This is a genomic window from Kribbella deserti (assembly GCF_042434725.1).
Classification (GTDB): Bacteria; Actinomycetota; Actinomycetes; order Propionibacteriales; family Kribbellaceae; genus Kribbella; species Kribbella deserti.
Genome location: NZ_JBHLTC010000027.1, coordinates 1 through 17,404 on the forward strand (window position 1 = coordinate 1; position 17,404 = coordinate 17,404).

Genomic DNA, 17,404 nt, shown 5'->3' on the forward strand with positions numbered 1-17,404 from the left:
CGAACCCACCCAGCAACCCGCGCCACACCCAAAACGCAACAGGCTCTGCAACCGGGTAGCGCCGCAACAACCCGGCAGCGGCCTCGAGGGGTAATCGCTTGCCCCAGAGCGCCCGGCGGACGAGAATCGCCGGTTGTGCCTGATCCTCGCCGTCTGTTAGCCGATATCCGGCCACTCCGGGAGTATCCGGCCTACCGGCGATTGTGGATCGGGCAGTCACTCTCCTCGCTCGGCAGCTTCATGACCGGCGTCGCGGTGGCGATCCAGGTGTACGACCTGACCGGCTCGTCCTTCGCCGTGGGCGCGGTCGGCCTCGCCACCGTCGTACCGACCGTGGTGCTCGGTCTGCTCGGCGGCTCGATCGTGGACGCGGTCGACCGCCGCAAGCTGGTCCTGATCACCAGCCTTGGCCTGATGGTGGTCGCGATCGGCCTCACCGTGCAGGCCTTTCTCGACCTTCGGCAGCTGTGGTTGCTCTACGTGCTCGCGGCGGTCGGCGCGGGATTCACCGCGGTGGACATGCCCGCGCGGCGAACCATCACGGCCCGGCTGCTGCCACCCGAGCGCCTGGCGGCAGCCGCCGCGTTGCACCAACTGAACTTCCAGGTGACGCTCATCCTCGCGCCGCTACTCGCTGGAGTGCTGACCGCGGCGGCCGGGCCCGAGGCGGTCTATATCGCCGACGTGGTGACGTTCCTGGCCGTGCTGTACGGCGTATGGCGGCTCGCGCCGATGCCGCCCCACGGTGGCGGGACGACGGTCAGCTTCCGGGCGGTCGCCGACGGCCTCGCGTACGCCCGGCGGAACCGGCTGATCGCCTCGATCTTCCTGACCGACCTGTTCGCCACCGGACTGGCCATGCCGAGCGCGCTCTTCCCGGCGCTGGCCGCCACCCATTTCCATGGCGGGCCGGAAACTGTCGGCCTGCTCTACTCGTCGATCGGTATCGGCGGACTCGTCGCGGCGGTGCTGTCCGGCCCGCTGAGCCAGCTGCGCTACCAAGGCCGGGCGATGCTCGTGGCGGTCGGGATCTGGGGCGGCTCGATCGCGGCGGTCGGGTTCACCTCGTGGCTGTGGCTCGCGGTGGCGCTGCTGATCCTGGCGGGCGCCAGCGATATCGTCACCACGGTCTTCCGGGCGACGATCCTGCAGGTGAACACCCCGGACGAGCTGCGCGGCCGGCTGAACAGCCTCGATTTCGTGATCGGCGCGGGTGGTCCGCGTGTTGGTGACGCTCGTGCCGGTACGGTGGCGGGCGTCACCGATCCAGTGGTCAGCATCATCGCCGGCGGGCTCGCCTGCCTGACCGCGGTCGTGGTCCAGGCCGCCACCACCCGCACGCTGACCGGTTACACCGCCGACCAGGGCTGATTCCGTCGTCGCGTCAGGCAATCGCTTTCCGTCAAAGTCCACAGCTTCGTCGCGATTGTCCATCCGAGCTTGCCTAGCGTGCCCGTATCGGCCCTCTAGCGCCGATCCCGGATTGAGAATCCGCAGCAGAATGGGAGACGGAACCATGCGCACAGCGATGAAGCGACAAGGCCTGGCGATCACAGTGGTGATGATGTCGGCAGCGGCCCTGCTGGTCGGATCGGCCGGTACGGCGGCAGCGGTCGGTACGCCGACCGGATATGGCGCCGGCACCACCGGTGGCGGCAGCGCCTCGGCGGTCACCGTGACCACCGCCTCGGCCCTGACCTCGGCGCTGGCGAGCAGCGGCGCGAAGGTCATTCGGGTCAGCGGCATGATCGCGATCAGCGGCATGAACGACGTGACGTCGAACAAGACCGTGATCGGCGTCGGTTCCGGCTCGGGTATCACCGGCGGCGGCCTGGACGTCGACGGCGCCACCAACGTGATCATCCAGAACCTCAACTTCCGCAACTGGTCCGACGATGCCATCAACGTCCAGGACAGCTCCACGAAGATCTGGATCGATCACAACAGCTTCTCCAACGGCTATGACGGCGCGGTCGACATCAAGCGCGGCTCGGACTTCATCACCGTGTCGTGGAACAAGTTCGCCAACCACGACAAGGCGATGCTGCTCGGTCACAGCGACAGCAACGGCAGCCAGGACCGCGGCCACCTGCGGGTCAGCTACCACCACAACTGGTTCGACGGCACCACCCAGCGGCACCCGCGGGTCCGCTTCGGTAACCCGGTGCACGTCTACAACAACTACTACGGTGGCGTAAGCGGTTACGGCGTCGCGTCCACGATGGAGGCGGGTGTTCTGGTCGAGGGCAACTACTTCGAGAACACCCGCGATCCGTTCCACCGTGGCGAGGGTGACTCCCCGGCCGGCGCACTGCTTGCCCGCAACAACCACTTCGTGAACTCGGGTGGTGGCCAGCAGGGTGGCACGGTCAAGGCCATTCCGTATTCGTACTCGCTGGATGCCGCCAGCACCGTGAAGTCCAAGGTGCAAAGCGGAGCGGGCACGGGCAAGGTCGCCTGACGCTCAACTATCGCTCGGCCATGGCTCCCGCACCTGGTGTGCGGGGGCCTTGCGATTTTCCCCATCGCGACGCCTTGTCCTCACTCGGTGCGATGGCTATGTTACGCAAAGTCCCGCAGCTGGATACCGCCCGTCCGCGGGGACAAAGTGAGGCACAGATGACGGAATCGAATGCGATCGAACGCGACCCCGTTCGCCGGTTGACGATCGGCCTGGTGACGGCCAACGTCTCGGTGGGCGTCGGCGCGACGTTGTGGTCGGCCGTGCTCGACGCGGCCGAGCGCCACGACGTCAACCTGATCTGCTTTCCCGGCGGCGAGGTCCGTACCACCGACCGGCCGCCCAACTCGGTGTACGACCTGGTCGATCCGGAACTGCTCGACGGGCTGATCTGCTGGACCTCGGCCCTCGAACTGCCCGCCGACCATCGCCGTACCAGCCGGCTGACCGAACGCTTCAACCGGTTGCCGCTGGTCAGCCTGAACGGCGCGATCGGCGCGGCGGATCCGCTCGTACTCGACAGCTATCACGGTATGTGCGCGGTGATCGAGCATCTGATCGAGGTGCACGCCCGTACCCGGATCGCCTTCATTCCCGGCACGGCCGCGAATCCCGCCACGGCGGAACGACTGCGCGCGTACTCCGACACCCTGTCGCGGCGCAGACTGCGGCTGGACCCCAAGCTGATCTCGACCCCGGGCGACTCCCGCACCGGCGCGGGCGCGTCGGCCATGCACGCCTTGCTGGACGCGCGCGGCCTTCAGCCCGGGCGCGACTTCGACGCCGTGGTCGCGTGCAGCGATCTGCTCGCGGCGGAGGCCCTGCGCGTGCTTTCGCAACGGGGCATTACTGTCCCGCGGGACGTGTCCGTGGCCGGGTTCAACGACTCCCCCGAGGCGCGGCTGACCGATCCGCCACTCACCTCGGTCTCGATGCCGTACGCGGACCTGGGCGAGCTGGCGGTGGAAACCCTGCTGGAGCGGATGGGCAACGCACCGGTGGTTGATCGGCCACCACCTCGTTCGAACCTGGTGATCCGCCGGTCCTGCGGTTGCCCCGGCGCGCTCACGAGCCAACCGGAGGCCGGTCTCGAACGGTTGCCACCACTACCTCGGGAGTTCCTGCTCTCGGCGTTCAACCAGGCCTTCCGCCCGGCCTCGGACGACGCCCGCTTCCTGACCGAGATCGATCGCCTGGTTCGGACCTGGGCCACCACGCCGGATCAACTCGACAGCTGGGCGGCGGCGATCGCCGGACTGCGCCAGCGCGCGGCAGCGGGCCTTGATACCGCGCAGCAGGTACGAGCCGAGCGGCTGATCGGACAGGCCCGCCTGATCGTTGCCGAGGCCGCGCATCGCCAACTGGAAGCGGAACGCTGGCAGACCGAACAGGCCTCCCGCCGTCTGCGAGAGCTGGGCAACGCCTTGTCCTCAGTGGTGGACGAAGCCGCCTTGGAGAGCGTGCTCGACCGGCAACTACCCGAGCTCGGCATTCCCGCGTGGCACCTCTCGCTGGAACGGCGGGCCAATCTCGCGGTGGCGAAGATGCTGCCGTCCGATCGCCGGTTCAGCATGGTTGCCGAGCCGCTCTATGTGCGGGATGAACTGCTCGGGTTCGGGTTGTTCGAGGTCGGCTCCCGCGATGGCACGATCTACCGGGCGCTCGGTGAGCAGATCAGCCATACGCTGAAGGAGATCCGGCTGTTCCAGGAGGTCCTCGACGCGCGCGACTCGGCCGAACAGGCGAACCAGGCCAAGAGCGGGCTGCTCGCCAGTGTGAGCGAGGTGCTGCGCGAACCGGTCGTCGGCATGCTGCGGCAGCTGGCCACTCTGCGCCGGTCGGTCGCGGCGTTGGAGGCACCACCCGACGAGCTGGTCGCCGGATTGGCCCGGCTGCGCGCCGACGCCGAACTCCAGCTCCGGGTGATCGGCAACCTGCTGGACCTGTCCCGGATCGAGATCGACGCCGTCGCCCTGTCCCCCGCGCTGCTGGATCCGCGCGATCTGCTGCACGAGGTCTTCGGCGCCCGGTTGCCGACGCGGCTGCCGTTGATCCAGGCCGATCGGGACCGGTTGAGGCAGGCGTTGATCGCGTTGCGCGTCACCACCGATCGCCTCGGCGGCCGGGTGACCCTGGAGGCCGACGTACTGCCGCCGTGCCTGCGGATCCGGTTGCGGGTGGACTGTGGCCGTTCGCTGCCGTCCGGATCGTTCGGCGCCGGCCCGGAGTTCGCGCTACCGATCGCCCAGCGCCTGATCGCGTTGCACGATGGCTCGCTGCGGTTCGACACCGGGCCGGTTGGTGGCACGTTCCAGATCGAAATACCGCTGCCGACGCCCAGTGGTCGACGCGCGCCGACCGGACCGGCGTACAGCTTGATGAGTGTTGGCACGGTTGCCGAGTCGGGTGAGATCGCGTCGCGGCTTGGCGTCAGCGTGCGGCTGCTGCGTTCGAGTGAGGCCACCGGCGATATCGCCCGGCCGGCCGGGGTGGCGTTGGATCTGGCGGAGCTGCGGACCGAGGACTGGCCGTTGATCCGCCATCTGCACGATCATCCCTCGCTGCGCCGTACGCCGTTCCTGGTCTACGGACGTCCGGAGACGACTAGCCGGGGCTTGACCGAGTTGCTCGCGTCGGCTCGTCCGGCCGGAGCCACCGCGCCCGTAGTGATCGCGGATGACTCCTGCGGGTCTCGCGAGACCTATCGGCGAATCCTGCAGCAGATCCTGCCGGGCCATCCCGTACTGGCGGCCGCCGACGGTACGACGGCCCTCACCTCGCTCGGTCAGGATGTGCCCGGGCTACTAGTACTGGCTAAGTCCTTGCCCGACATGGACGCCTTCGACGTACTCGATCGTCTCGCCACGGAAGGCGCTCCCGTACCCGCGCTGGTGCTCAGCGGCGGCCCGATCACCGCCCGCGACGTACTGCGGGCCGAGCCACATCCACGGGTTGTCCTGATCGGAGAGGGCATTCTCTCCGAGGCCGAACTGACCGATCTGCTCGTACGGCTTGTCGCGCCGGGCCATACCGCGGCCCAACTCAGCAAGATCCGGGTCCGGGAGGCGGTGGCGTACCTGCATCAGCGGTTCCATCACCCGATCAGCCGACGTCAGGTCGCGGAAGCCGCTGGAATGAGCGAGGACTACCTGAGCCGGGTCTTCCACCGGGAACTCGGCCTGTCGCCTTGGCTGTACTTGAACCGGCTGCGCATTCAGCAAGCGAAAGAACGCCTGCGCAACAGCAACGACAGCGTCCAGTTGGTTGCACGGCGAGTGGGCTTCCGCGACCGGGCCTACTTCAGCAGGACGTTCCGCAAGCTCACCGGCGTATCCCCGCAGGCGTTTCGGGAAGGAACGCCAGTTCTTCCAGGGCCGCTAGTTCCGCCTTCGTGACGTAGCTGGGGTTGCTCATCACCGGCTGCCGGATCGGCTCGATGCCGCGCAGCGGGCCGTGACCGGCGATCAAGGTTCGCGACACCGGCTGGTCGAACAACTCCAGCTCCACCGGTACGACGTACTTGCCGTGGACCTGCCGGGCAGGACCGGTCACCAGGCCACGCCCCCAGATACCGGGCTCCGGTTTGCCGCGGGCTGGTCCCGACACCCAGAACAGGACCGGCTGGCCCGCCTCGAACAAGGCCGAACGGTAGTTGTCCGCGACGCACCACGTTTCGATCGACCGGCCCCGGTCGGCCAGCAGGCTCGGCACGTTGGTGACCTTCGGGTTGCACTTCAGCACCCAGGCCCCGAGCTCGTCGATGGATACCTTCGCCATCCCCCGACCTTAGTTCGCTAGCCCACCTCCCCACGACCGCGAGTGGACGCGTCCACTCGCGGGAGAGGTGATATACGTCGGGCGCGGCCGGCCTCGGACTGTTCCGGGAAGCCTTCGGCACCGGCTGCCGGGGTTTGGCGCCGTTACCCGGTTGCAGCCGGGTAGTCGGTACAAGACCCGGTAGCGGGCTTGCGGAAAGCCGGTAGCGGGGCTGAAACCGGGTGCCCGGCGGCCTGCTGCGGGCACTGTCCCCAGCTCATCGCTTCGTTAGCGGACGCGGTCCAGTAGGTGCACGGCCTCGGCGGCCCAGTAGCTGAGAATGATGTCGGCGCCGGCGCGGCGGATCGCGGTGAGCGTCTCGAGAATCGCGCGCTCGCGGTCGATCCAGCCGTTGGCGGCGGCGGCCTCGACCATCGCGTACTCACCGGAGATGTTGTACGCCGCGACGGGTACGTCGACGTGGTCCCGGACCTGGCGAATGATGTCGAGATAGGCCAGCGCGGGCTTCACCATCACGATGTCGGCGCCTTCGGCCACGTCGAGGTCGACCTCGCGGATGGCGTCGTGGGCGTTGGCCGGGTCCTGCTGATAGGTCTTGCGATCGCCTTGCAGGGAAGAGCCGACGGCCTCGCGGAACGGGCCGAAGAAGGCCGAGGCGTACTTCACCGAGTACGCCAGGATGACCGTGTCGGTGTGGCCGGCCCCGTCGAGCGCCTTACGGACGGCACCGACCTGGCCGTCCATCATTCCCGACGGGCCGACGACGTGCGCGCCGGCCTCGGCCTGGGCCACGCCCATCTCGGCGTACAGCTGCAAGGTCGCGTCGTTGTCGACCCGGCCCGCGGCGTCGAGCACGCCGCAGTGGCCATGATCGGTGAACTCGTCCAGGCACAGGTCGGACATCACCAGCAGCTCGTCACCGGCCTCGCTGACGGCATCCCGGATGGCGACGTTCAGAATGCCGTTCGGGTCGAGTCCGCCGGAACCGGTGGCGTCCTTGTGCTCCGGTACGCCGAACAGCATCACGCCGCCGAGGCCGCGCGCGGCGGCTTCGGCGACGGCCTTGCGAGCGGTGTCGCGGGTGTGCTGGTAGACACCGGGCATCGAGCTGATCGGAATCGGCTCGGTCGCGTTCTCCCGGACGAACAGCGGCAGGATCAGCTGCCGCGGCTGCAGAGTGGTCTCGGCGACCAGCCTTCGCACCGCCGCGGACGACCTCAGCCGCCGCGGACGCACATCCGGGAAACCGCTCATCTGCCTCAGCTCTTCCTGCGTGATCCCGAGCGGCGCTCGGACGGACGGGTGACCGGATCGCCGGCCTCGATCATCGTCTCGCGACGGTCGGCGCCGAACCGGGCCAGCGCGTCCGCGAGCTCCTCGGCCGAGGGGCTCTCGGCCATCGCGTCCACCCGCAGACCGTGTTCCTCGGCGGTCTTCAAGGTGGCCGGGCCGATCACCGCGATCACCGTCGACGCGTGCGGCTTGCCGGCGATGCCGACCAGGTTGCGCACGGTCGAGGAGGAGGTGAACACGACCGCGTCGAACTTGCCGGTCTTGATCGCCTCGCGGGTCGGCGCGGGCGGCGGGGCGGCCCGCACGGTCCGGTACGCCGTGACGTCGTCGACCTCCCAGCCCAGTTCGGTCAGACCGGCCACCAGCGTCTCGGTGGCGATGTCCGCCCGGGGCAGGAAGACCCGGTTGATCGGGTCCAGTACCTCGTCGAACGGCGGCCAGTCCTCGACCAGGCCACGGGCCGACTGCTCACCCGACGGCACCAGGTCCGGCTTGATACCCCAGTCGCTGATCGCCTCGGCGGTCTTGTCACCGACGGCGGCGATCTTCAGGCCGGAGAAGGCCCGGGCGTCCAGGCCGTACTCGTCGAACTTCTCCCGCACGGCGCGCACCGCGTTCACCGAGGTGAAGGCGACCCACTCGTACCGGCCCTCGACCAGGCCACGAATGGCCTTGTCCATCTGCTGCGGGTTCCGCGGCGGCTCGACCGAGATGGTCGGCACCTCCTCGGGCATCGCGCCGTACCGGCGGAGGCGGTCCATCAGCGGGCCGGCCTGGTCCTTGGTGCGCGGCACCAGGATGCGCCAGCCGAACAGCGGCTTGGTCTCGAACCACGACAGCGTCTCGCGCTGCTCGACCACCGAGCCGATCACGATCACGGCCTCGCCGGTGATCTTCGCGCTGCGCAGATCCGCGACGATCGTGCTGAGGGTGCCGACCACGCTCTGCTGGGCGGTCGTCGTACCATCGGTGGTCAGCGCGACCGGGGTCTGCGGGTCGAACCCGGCGTCGGTCAGCGCCGCAACGGTTTCGCGCAGTACCTCCATCGCGTTCAGCAGCACCAGCGTGTGCTTGGGGTTGTACCGGCTGAAGTCCAGCTTCGCCTCGGCCAGGTCCAGCACCGCGACGTCGCGATCGCTCTTCACCGTCAGCGGGATACCGGCGTACGTCGGTACGGCGGTCACCTCGCTGACACCGGGCACCACGTTGAAGTTGATACCGGCCTTGCGGCAGGCGGTCGCCTCCTCGGCACCACTGGAGAAGGTGAACGGGTCGCCGGTCAGCAGCCGGACCACGTTCGCCGCGTTCTTGGCCGTCTTCACCACCAGGCGGGCCCGGGCCGCGGTGCGCAGCGCGCGACTGCCCTCCGCGCCGGAGGCGTCCACGATCTCGACGCCGGGGCGGCAGTAGGTCAGGAAGGCGTCGTGCCGGTTGCCCTCCACCACCACCGCATCGGCACCGGCGAGCACGTCGCGGCCGGCCAGCGTCAGCAGGGCGGGATCGCCCGGGCCGACACCGACGAACGTGACGTGGCCGAGCGGCTTGGCGGGCTTGGCCGCCGCTGTCGTCTTGGCCGCGACCTTTGCCGGCACCGGCTGAGGTGTCGTGGTGGCCGCTGCTGTCTTCGCGCTGCTCACGTTTGCTGTCGCCTTTGCCTTCGTCGTTCTCGTCGGAGAAGTCGTGGAACCGGCCTTGCTCATAGCCGCTCCAGCAGTTCGTTCGCCAGCGAGCGGCCGAGGCCCGCCGGATCGTCCACCGGTCCGTACGCCGACAGGCGGCGTACTCCGTTGTCGCCACCCAGCGCGGCCCGCAGCCACAGCTCCGGCCCGTCGTCCCCCTCGACCACCTCGGCGAGCGCGCCGACCGGTGCGGTGCAGCCGGCCTCGAGCGTGGCCAGCAACTGCCGCTCGGCCTGAACGGCGGCCCGGGTGGCCGGATCATCCAGTACCGCGACCGCGGTGATCACGGCCTCGTCGTCCGCGCGGCACTCGATCGCCAAGGCGCCCTGGCCAGGTGCCGGCAGCACCTGGATCGGGTCGATCGTCTCGGTGACCTCGTCCAGCCGGCCCAGCCGGGCCAGTCCGGCCCGGGCCAGTACGACGGCGTCGACCTTGCCGTCGGCAACCATCGCGATCCGGCTGTCCACGTTGCCGCGGATGCCGGTGAGTTCCAAACCGAGGCCGAGCGCCTCGAGCTGTGCCTGCCGCCGCGGTGCGCCGGTTCCGATCACGGCGCCGGTCGGCAGTTCGCCGAGCGTCATGCCGTCACGGGCCACCAGTACGTCGCGCGGGTCCTCCCGCGGCGGGATACCCGCGACGGTGAGCGCCTCGAGCGGCGCCGTCGGCAGGTCCTTCAGCGAGTGCACTGCGATGTCGATCTCGTTGGCCACCAGGGCATCGCGCAGCGCGCTGACAAAAACGCCGGTGCCGCCGATCTGCTCCAGCGGCGCGCGATTCACGTCACCGGTGGTGGTGATCAGCACCAGTTCGACCTCGTGGCCGTGGCCGCGCAGGGCCTCCGCCACCATCGTCGCCTGGGCGGTGGCGAGTGCCGATCGGCGTGTTCCGAGCCGGATCATGCGGACTCCCCTCGGGTCTGGCCGACCGACCTGCCGGCTGATTTGCCGGCGATCGGGCCGGCGGTGGTCTCGGCGGACTTGTCCAGCGGAGCCGTGACCGCGTCGACCGCGGCCGGGTCCAGAGCGAACAGTTCGCGCAGCGCGTCGGCGTAGGTCGGGCCACCGGGATCGGCGGCCAGTTCCTTCACCCGCACGGTCGGCGTGTGCAGCACCTTGTCGACCACCCGGCGAATGGTCCGGGCGACCTCGTGCCGTTGCGCCTCGGTCAAGTCCGGCAGGCGCCGGTCCAGCCGGGCCAGTTCCGCGTCGACGAGTTCGCCCGCCATCGTGCGCAGGGCGACCACCGTCGGCGTCACCGAAACGGCGCGGCGGGTCGCGGCGAAGGCGCCGGTCTCCTCGTGCACGATCCGGCGAACGTCCTCGATGTCCTCCTCGGCGCCACCCGCGGTGCCGACCAGATCGGCCAGCGTGATCAGCGTGACGCCGGGCAGCTGGGCCGCCTCGGGCGCGATATCCCGCGGCAGGGCGACGTCCAGCAGCCCGAACGGCCGGCCGCTGGACGCCGTACGGACCATTTCCTCGGTCAGCACCACGCCGCGCGCCCCCGTGCAGGACACCACCACGTCGGCCTCGGCCATCGCGTCGGGCACACCCGCGAGCGGAATCGCCGTACCACCGACGCGCTCGGCCAGAATGATCGCGCGGTCCAGGTTGCGGTTGGCCACCACGACGTGGGCTGCGCCGTCGGCCGCGAGGGTCTGAGCCGCCAGTGAGGCCATCGAACCGGCGCCGACCACCAGTGCTCGGCGGCCGGTCAGGCCACCGAGCGGACCGGCCACGGCGTCGAGCCCGGCGCTGACCACGGAGCGGCCGGCCGAGTCGATACCGGTCTCGGCCCGGGCCCGCTTACCGACGCGCAAGGCGTGCTGGAACAGGGCGTTCAGGCTGGTACCGATGGTCTCGAGGTCCTGCCCGACGCGCAGGGTCTCCTTCACCTGGCCCAGGATCTGGCTCTCACCGACCACCATCGAGTCCAGCCCGACCGCGACCTGGAACAGGTGCGCGACGGCGCCTTCCTCGAAGTGCACGTACAGGTGCTCGGCCAGGTCGATCAGCGGCACCCCGGTGATCTCGGCCAGGATCGCGGTGACCTCGTCCATACCCGCGTGGAACCGGTCGACGGTGGCGTAGACCTCGGTCCGGTTACAGGTGGCGAGCACGGCCGACTCGGTCACGGCCGCGCTGTTCTGTACGGCGATCGCCAGCTTGGTGGCCGCGTCCGAGTCCAGCGCGACCCGCTCGAGCACGGTGATGTCCGCACTGCGATGGGAGATCCCGACGACGAGGTAACTCATGCGCCCACACCACGCTTGGTGGGCAGGTCGTCGACCTTGGGCAGACCGTTGATCACTGGCAGTTCGGGCACCTCGGTGAGCGCCGCCTCTCCGGACTTTCGTTGTTCGTGGTACGCCAGGATCTGCAACTCGATCGAGAGGTCCACCTTGCGGATGTCGACACCGGCGGGCACGGACAGCACCACGGGCGCGAAGTTCAGAATGCTGGTCACCCCGGCGGCGACCAGCCGGTCGCACACCTCCTGGGCCGGACCGGCGGGAGTGGTGATGACACCGATCGCGACGTCCTCGGTGGCGACGATCTCGTCCAGTTCGGCGAAGTCGCGCACGACCATCTCGCCGACACGCGCACCGATCAGGGCCGGATCCGCGTCGAGCAGCGCCACGATGCGGAAACCGCGGGTGCCGAAGCCGGAGTAGTTCGCCAGCGCGTGACCGAGATTTCCGATCCCGACGATGACGACCGACCAGTCCTGGGTGACCCCGATCTCGCGCGCGATCTGGTAGCGCAGATACTCGACGTCGTAGCCGACACCTCTGGTGCCGTACGACCCGAGGTAGGACAGGTCCTTGCGAAGCTTGGCCGAGTTGACCCCCGCAGCGGTCGCGAGGTCCTCGCTCGACGCGGTGGCGGTGCCGCTGTCCGACAAGGCGGTCAGGGCCCGCAGGTACACCGGCAAGCGAGCGACAGTGGCCTCGGGAATGCCGCGCTCTGTTCTCGACGGCGCTCCGGGGCGACGGCTGCGGGCAGGCGTCACGGTTCTCCTGGACTGGTGGTTCTGAGCCGCCGCCTCACGGCTGGCGACTACCCCACTCTAGGAGTTTGTGAACGTGAGAACAAAATCGAGAAGGCCCACTGGTCTCACCGCGTGACCACTCTCACGGCGCTGGCGGCCCGGTTGGCTCTGCGTGAGCGCGAGGTCGCCCACCGGCGCCGGCCAGCAGTGGGTTGAGCCGTGACTCAGCGCACGCGTCAGGCGTGGCTCAGGCGTGGGGCAGGCTTGGTTCGGGCTTGGTTCGGGCTTGGGGCAGGCTTGGTTCAGGCGCCGAGGGCCTTGCGCAGGCGCGCGGGGTCCACTCGCCAGAAATCGTGCTGCTTGCCGTCGACCAGGGTGACCGGAATCTGCTCGCCGTACCGCTCGAACAGGGCCGGATCGCTGGTGATGTCGATCTCGGTGAAACCCGTGCCGGTCTCCGCGCAGACGGCCGCGATGATCGCCCGGGCGTCATCGCAAAGATGACAGCCCGGCTTGGCGTAGAGCGTGACGCGCTCGCTCATCGGCCCGATCCCCTCAACTGTCCCTTGGCCACCTTGCCGGTGACGGAGTGCGGCAGGTGGTCCACGATCTCCAGCTCGACCGGGCACTTGAACTTCGCCAGCCTGGTCGCGGCGAACGCGAGCACCTCGTCCTTGGTCACGGCAGCGCCGACCGCCGGCACCACGAAGGCCTTGACCGCCTCGCCGGTCTCGTCCGAAGGCACACCGATGACGGCCGCCTCACGAACGCCCGGCGCGGAGACCAGTACCTCCTCGACCTCGACCGGGAAGACGTTGAACCCGGACACGATGATCAGCTCGCGCAGCCGATCGACGAGGAACAGGTCGCCGGAGTTGTCCAGGTAACCGACGTCACCCGTGCGGTACCAGCCGTTCTCGTCGGGGCCACCCTCGCCGTCCGGCCAGTAGCCGGAGAAGAGGTTCGCGCCCCGGATGAGCACCTCGCCCGGGTCGTCCCCCTCGACGTCCTCGCCGTCCTCGTCCGCGATCCGCACCTCCACCCCGGGCAGCGGACGGCCTACCGAACCCGGCGCGGGATCACCCTCGCCCAGCGTGGTGGTGACACCCGGCGCGGCCTCGGTCAGGCCGTAGCCCTGATGCACGAACAGGCCGGTCTCGCGTTCGAAGCGGTCCGCGATCGAGCGGTCCAGAGCCGAGGCGCCGGTGAGCACCACCTTCACCTTGGCGAGGGCCTCGCGCAGGTCCGGCCGGGCCAGCAGCGCCACCAGGGCCGGTGGGGCCAGCGGCAACCGGGTCACCCCCTCACGCCGTACCAGCTCGAGAGTTTGCGTCGAGTCGAACCGGGGCTGCAGCACGATCGCGGCCCCGCTGGCGCAGGCCCAGCCGAGCACGGCGTTCAGGCCGAAGGCGTGGAAGAACGGCAGGACGCCGAGTACGACGTCGTCCGGACCCATGCGGTGATCACCGAGAGCGACCAGGTGCTCGACGTTGGCCAGCAAAGCCCGGTGGGTCAGCATCGCGGCCCGGGGGTCACCACTGGTACCTGACGTGTAAAGCAACACCGCAAGGGATTCCGGGTCGGCCTGCGGAACGACGGGCGCCGCGCCGCTGAGCTCGCCGGCCCGGACGACGCGCACGCCGGTGCCGCGCACCTTCTCCGCGAGATCACCGTCCGTGACCGCCAGCCGGGCACCGGAATGCGCGATCACTCCGGCCACCTCGGGCGCGGTCAGCCCGGTGTTCAGCGGTACGGCGACCAGGCCGGCGCGCAGGCAGCCGAGATAGCTGGTGACAAAACCCACGCTGTTGGCCATCAGCAGTACGACGCGATATCCGGGCACCAGCCCGGCCGCGGAGAACCCCTGGGCGGCCGCGTCGACGGCCGCGTCGAGCTCGGCCCAGGTCAGCCGGCGGTCGCCGTCCACGAGCGCGGGGCGATCCCCGTGCCGCTGAGCGGTGGCGCTGAGCAGGTCGGTGAAGTTCACATTCACAAAGCGAGTCTGTCACGCGGGTCCGGCCCGGTCGCGACGGTGCCGGGTTTCGCCGCGTCGGGGCAGTTCGGGCCGGTTCGTTGCAACCTGGCGAACTAGTTGAAATGCTTCGCACCGGAGCGGATCACCGCTCCGGTCCACCGCGCCCGGCCACCGGCTCGCGGTGGCCGGTTGCTTTGGTTGGGAGGCCAGGTGACGTGGTGAACACGGTGTGGGCAGGACGCGCTGCGATCGGCCGACCACGCAGAGATGCCCTAGGCTCGCATCCATGACCCGCCCACCGACGCGTGACCTGCGCGCCCGGTCGGTGCTCGCCGGTGAGGCTTCGGCCGCCGTCGCGGAACTCGAAGCCGCCCTGGAGACACCGCCTGTGGTGCACTCGGCCGCCTTCTTCGACGTCGACAACACGCTGCTCCAGGGCGCATCGGTCTTCTACCTGGCCAAGGGCCTGTACCGGCGCAAGTTCTTCAGCCGCGGCGAGATCGCGGCGAAGGCCTGGCAGCAGCTGCGGTTCCGGCTGGCCGGTGAGACCCCGCAGTCGGTGGCGAACGCCCGGGCCTCGGCCTTGTCGTTCATCGCCGGGCACAGCGTGACCGAGTTGCGCATGCTGGTCGAGGAGATCTTCGACGAGGGCATGGCCGACCGGATCTGGCCGGGCACCAAGGCGCTCGCCCAGATGCACCTGGACGCCGGCGAACGGGTCTGGCTGGTCACCGCCGCCCCGGTCGAGGTGGCGCACCTGCTGGCCCGCCGGCTCGGTCTGACCGGTGCTCTCGGCACGGTCGCCGCCGAGGTCGAAGGGGTCTATACAGGCGAACTGGTCGGCGATATTCTGCACGGCCCGGCCAAGGCGGAGGCGGTTCGCGCCCTGGCCGCCCGCGAAGGGCTCGATCTGGCCCAGTGCGCGGCGTACTCCGACTCAGTGAACGATCTTCCGTTGCTCGAACTAGTGGGGCATCCCTGTGCGATCAATCCCGATGGAAAGCTGCGCCGGTACGCCGAGGTGGCCGGCTGGCGAGTCCGCGATTACCGGACTGGACGAAAGGCGGCACGCCTTGGGCTGTTGACAGCCGGTGCATCAGGGGCAACCCTCGGTGCTGTCTCAGCAGCCGTGGCTTTACACCGGCGTGCCAGTCGTAGACGTGTCAGTTGAACGGGGAGAGATCGTGACGACGCCGGAGCCAAGCCCGGACACGATGAGACGCGCCGAACTGGTCGACCGCGCGCAAGCGGGCGACGTCGGCGCGTTCGGAGAGCTGTACGACGAATACTCACTCACGGTGTACCGCTACATCTACGCCCGGGTGTCCTCGTCCGCCCTGGCCGAGGACCTCACCAGCGAGACGTTCGTGCGGGCGCTGCGCGCACTGGACTCGTTCCGCTGGCAGGGCCGTGACTTCGGGGCCTGGCTGGTCACCATCGCCAGGAACCTGATCACCGACCACTACAAGTCCGGCCGGGTCCGGCTGGAAGTGGTCACCGACGAGATCGAGACCCACGACCGGCAGACGGACGGGCCGGAGGTCGACGTGCTGGCCGCGGCGACCGCCGAGGTGCTGCGCGACGCCGTGGCCGCCCTACCCGATGAACAACGGGACTGTCTGACCATGAGATTCTTCGCGGGACTTTCGATCGCGGAGACGGCGCGTGCGCTGGAGAAATCGGAAGGCGCTGTGAAACAACTGCAACTTAGGGCCGTGCGCCATTTGGCGAAGGTTATCCCCAAGGACTTGCGGTGAGGCGGATGACTACGCACGTCTTTCGTAACCCGTCAGGGAGTTTCCTCGTTGCCCTGGTGAGGACCGGTCGGTGACCCCGACTGGCCATTGAGGAGAACTAGGACTCATGAGTGACTTGCACAGGGCTCGAGCGCGCGCGGAGGCATTCGCGCATGCGGTCGATCACGGGCCCCGTCACTCTTCGCGACTGAGCGATGACCCCGAGCTTGCGACCGCTGTTGAACTCGTCGGACGGCTGAGGACCGCCGGCGCAGTTGCACCGCGACCGGAGTTCACTGCCGAGCTGAGGCACCGCCTCCTCGAGCAGGCCGCGGCACGAGCCGCGACGACTCCGACCGTGGTGCGCAGCGGTCCTGACGCATCGGATGACTTGCCGCCCCGCGAGGACGACGCGTCCGTGACAGATATCGGACACCGCCAGCGTCGGCGGATCAGCTTGGTCGCCTCCACGGCGGCACTGGTGCTACTCGGTGGTGGCATCGGTTCCGCAGCGGCAGCCCAGCAGGCAATGCCCGGCGACGCGCTGTACGGCATGAAACGCAGTATCGAGAACGTCTCCACCAACGTCAGCGTCGGGGATGACTCCCGAGGCCGGCGTGAGCTCGGTCACGCGATGACCCGGCTGGCGGAGGTCGACACGCTGCTGAAGGACGGCGGCGACGTCGAAACCATCAACCGCACCCTGGACGACTTCTCCGTCCAGGCCCGCCGGGGCGTGTCCCGGCTGGTCGCGGCCTATCACCAGAACGAGGACAAGTCCGCGATCACGGCGGTCACCACGTTCATCACCGACGCCCGGCAGGCTCTGGCCGACCTGGCGCCACGACTCCCAGCCGAATCGACGAAACAAGCGGTCCAGGCCCTCGCCACCATCGGCAAGCTCGCCGATCAGGCGGCCGGCGTCTGTACCGACTGCGAGAAGCCGAAGCCGGTCAAGTCCGGCGGCCCGACCAAGGTCATCGGCGGCGGTTCGGATCCGACCACGGCACCAGGCGGCGGCAACGCCACCTCGGGCCCGACGTCGATGCCGACCACGTTCCCGTCGTTGCAGACCAGCCCGAGCGTGTCCCTGGTCACCTCGGCACCAACGAAGTCGGGCGAGGTGGTCACGACGACCACAACCACGACGACCCCCAGCCCTCCGCCGGTGTTGCCGTCGGTCGACCTGACCGGGCCGGCCACCCCCAAGCCGGAGAACTCGACGAAGCCGCCCACCGGCACCACGCCGACGCTGCCGACCCCGAGTCTGCCGACCACCTCGTGGACGTTTCTTCCGTTTCCCACGTTGAGCCTGCCGAATCCGCTCTGCCTACCACTCCTGCCGCCCTGCCGCTAACAAAGCAGGCGCCCGAGTAAAGGAGGGTCTGGCCCGGTGCATCGCACCCGGCCAGACCCTTCTGCTTTCCACCGCAGCGTCAGCTGCATCCGCCCCTGCGGTCCCGTGTAGCCACGTCCCACCCCGTGCCGCCGC

The 17,404-nt window shown here is 69.2% G+C and carries 14 protein-coding genes; 6 read left to right on the forward strand and 8 right to left on the reverse strand.

Annotated features, from left to right (window positions below; genetic code table 11):
* The first annotated feature begins 135 nt into the window (after nucleotides 1-135).
* The 3 genes from ACFFGN_RS20555 to ACFFGN_RS20565 all read left to right on the forward strand — a co-directional run bounded on the left by ACFFGN_RS20555 (nucleotide 136) and on the right by ACFFGN_RS20565 (nucleotide 5,856).
* A complete protein-coding gene (locus tag ACFFGN_RS20555) occupies nucleotides 136-1,371 on the forward strand; it encodes an MFS transporter (protein WP_380050079.1) in 1,236 nt (411 codons plus the stop codon).
* Nucleotides 1,372-1,516: 145 nt separating this feature from the next.
* Nucleotides 1,517-2,461: a pectate lyase family protein gene (locus tag ACFFGN_RS20560; protein ID WP_380050082.1), complete on the forward strand. Its 945-nt coding sequence runs from the start codon at nucleotides 1,517-1,519 to the stop codon at nucleotides 2,459-2,461.
* A 158-nt stretch (nucleotides 2,462-2,619) separates the two neighbouring features.
* Nucleotides 2,620-5,856, forward strand: coding sequence for a substrate-binding domain-containing protein (locus tag ACFFGN_RS20565; RefSeq protein WP_380050085.1), 3,237 nt, complete (start codon nucleotides 2,620-2,622; stop codon nucleotides 5,854-5,856).
* Here the strand turns inward: ACFFGN_RS20565 and ACFFGN_RS20570 are convergent.
* The 8 genes from ACFFGN_RS20570 to ACFFGN_RS20605 form a co-directional block, all read right to left on the reverse strand.
* Nucleotides 5,783-6,238 carry a hypothetical protein gene (locus ACFFGN_RS20570; protein ID WP_380050088.1) on the reverse strand — a complete coding sequence of 152 codons (456 nt, stop codon included), beginning with the start codon at nucleotides 6,236-6,238 and terminating at the stop codon, nucleotides 5,783-5,785. The two genes, ACFFGN_RS20565 and ACFFGN_RS20570, sit on opposite strands and share 74 nt — an antisense overlap.
* A gap of 267 nt (nucleotides 6,239-6,505) precedes the next feature.
* The gene (hemB, locus tag ACFFGN_RS20575) at nucleotides 6,506-7,492 is read right to left on the reverse strand and encodes a porphobilinogen synthase (protein ID WP_380050091.1); all 987 of its coding nucleotides are present in this window, start codon (nucleotides 7,490-7,492) and stop codon (nucleotides 6,506-6,508) included.
* Between the two features lie 5 nt (nucleotides 7,493-7,497).
* Complete coding sequence (locus ACFFGN_RS20580; RefSeq protein WP_380050094.1) at nucleotides 7,498-9,231, reverse strand: bifunctional uroporphyrinogen-III C-methyltransferase/uroporphyrinogen-III synthase; 1,734 nt, start codon at nucleotides 9,229-9,231, stop codon at nucleotides 7,498-7,500.
* Nucleotides 9,228-10,109: a hydroxymethylbilane synthase gene (gene hemC / locus ACFFGN_RS20585; protein ID WP_380050097.1), complete on the reverse strand. Its 882-nt coding sequence runs from the start codon at nucleotides 10,107-10,109 to the stop codon at nucleotides 9,228-9,230. Before hemC ends, ACFFGN_RS20580 begins: the two co-directional genes overlap by 4 nt.
* On the reverse strand, nucleotides 10,106-11,464 hold the full coding sequence (locus tag ACFFGN_RS20590) for a glutamyl-tRNA reductase (protein ID WP_380050100.1): 1,359 nt from the start codon (nucleotides 11,462-11,464) through the stop codon (nucleotides 10,106-10,108). The genes hemC and ACFFGN_RS20590 overlap by 4 nt, the downstream gene beginning before the upstream one ends.
* Nucleotides 11,461-12,222 (reverse strand): redox-sensing transcriptional repressor Rex, encoded by a 762-nt coding sequence (locus ACFFGN_RS20595; RefSeq protein WP_380050103.1) that lies wholly within the window; start codon nucleotides 12,220-12,222, stop codon nucleotides 11,461-11,463. Before ACFFGN_RS20595 ends, ACFFGN_RS20590 begins: the two co-directional genes overlap by 4 nt.
* A 281-nt stretch (nucleotides 12,223-12,503) precedes the next feature.
* Nucleotides 12,504-12,743, reverse strand: a complete 240-nt coding sequence (locus ACFFGN_RS20600; protein WP_380050106.1) for a glutaredoxin family protein — start codon at nucleotides 12,741-12,743, stop codon at nucleotides 12,504-12,506.
* Nucleotides 12,740-14,194 carry a class I adenylate-forming enzyme family protein gene (locus ACFFGN_RS20605; RefSeq protein WP_380050109.1) on the reverse strand — a complete coding sequence of 485 codons (1,455 nt, stop codon included), beginning with the start codon at nucleotides 14,192-14,194 and terminating at the stop codon, nucleotides 12,740-12,742. The genes ACFFGN_RS20600 and ACFFGN_RS20605 overlap by 4 nt, the downstream gene beginning before the upstream one ends.
* A gap of 268 nt (nucleotides 14,195-14,462) precedes the next feature.
* Between ACFFGN_RS20605 and ACFFGN_RS20610 the strand changes: the two genes are divergently transcribed.
* From ACFFGN_RS20610 to ACFFGN_RS20620, 3 genes are all read left to right on the forward strand, one after another.
* Nucleotides 14,463-15,347 carry an HAD family hydrolase gene (locus ACFFGN_RS20610; protein WP_380050112.1) on the forward strand — a complete coding sequence of 295 codons (885 nt, stop codon included), beginning with the start codon at nucleotides 14,463-14,465 and terminating at the stop codon, nucleotides 15,345-15,347.
* A gap of 13 nt (nucleotides 15,348-15,360) precedes the next feature.
* Nucleotides 15,361-15,933, forward strand: coding sequence for a sigma-70 family RNA polymerase sigma factor (locus tag ACFFGN_RS20615; RefSeq protein WP_328990676.1), 573 nt, complete (start codon nucleotides 15,361-15,363; stop codon nucleotides 15,931-15,933).
* A 397-nt stretch (nucleotides 15,934-16,330) separates the two neighbouring features.
* A complete protein-coding gene (locus ACFFGN_RS20620) occupies nucleotides 16,331-17,269 on the forward strand; it encodes a DUF5667 domain-containing protein (RefSeq protein WP_380050114.1) in 939 nt (312 codons plus the stop codon).
* Nucleotides 17,270-17,404: the final 135 nt, after the last annotated feature.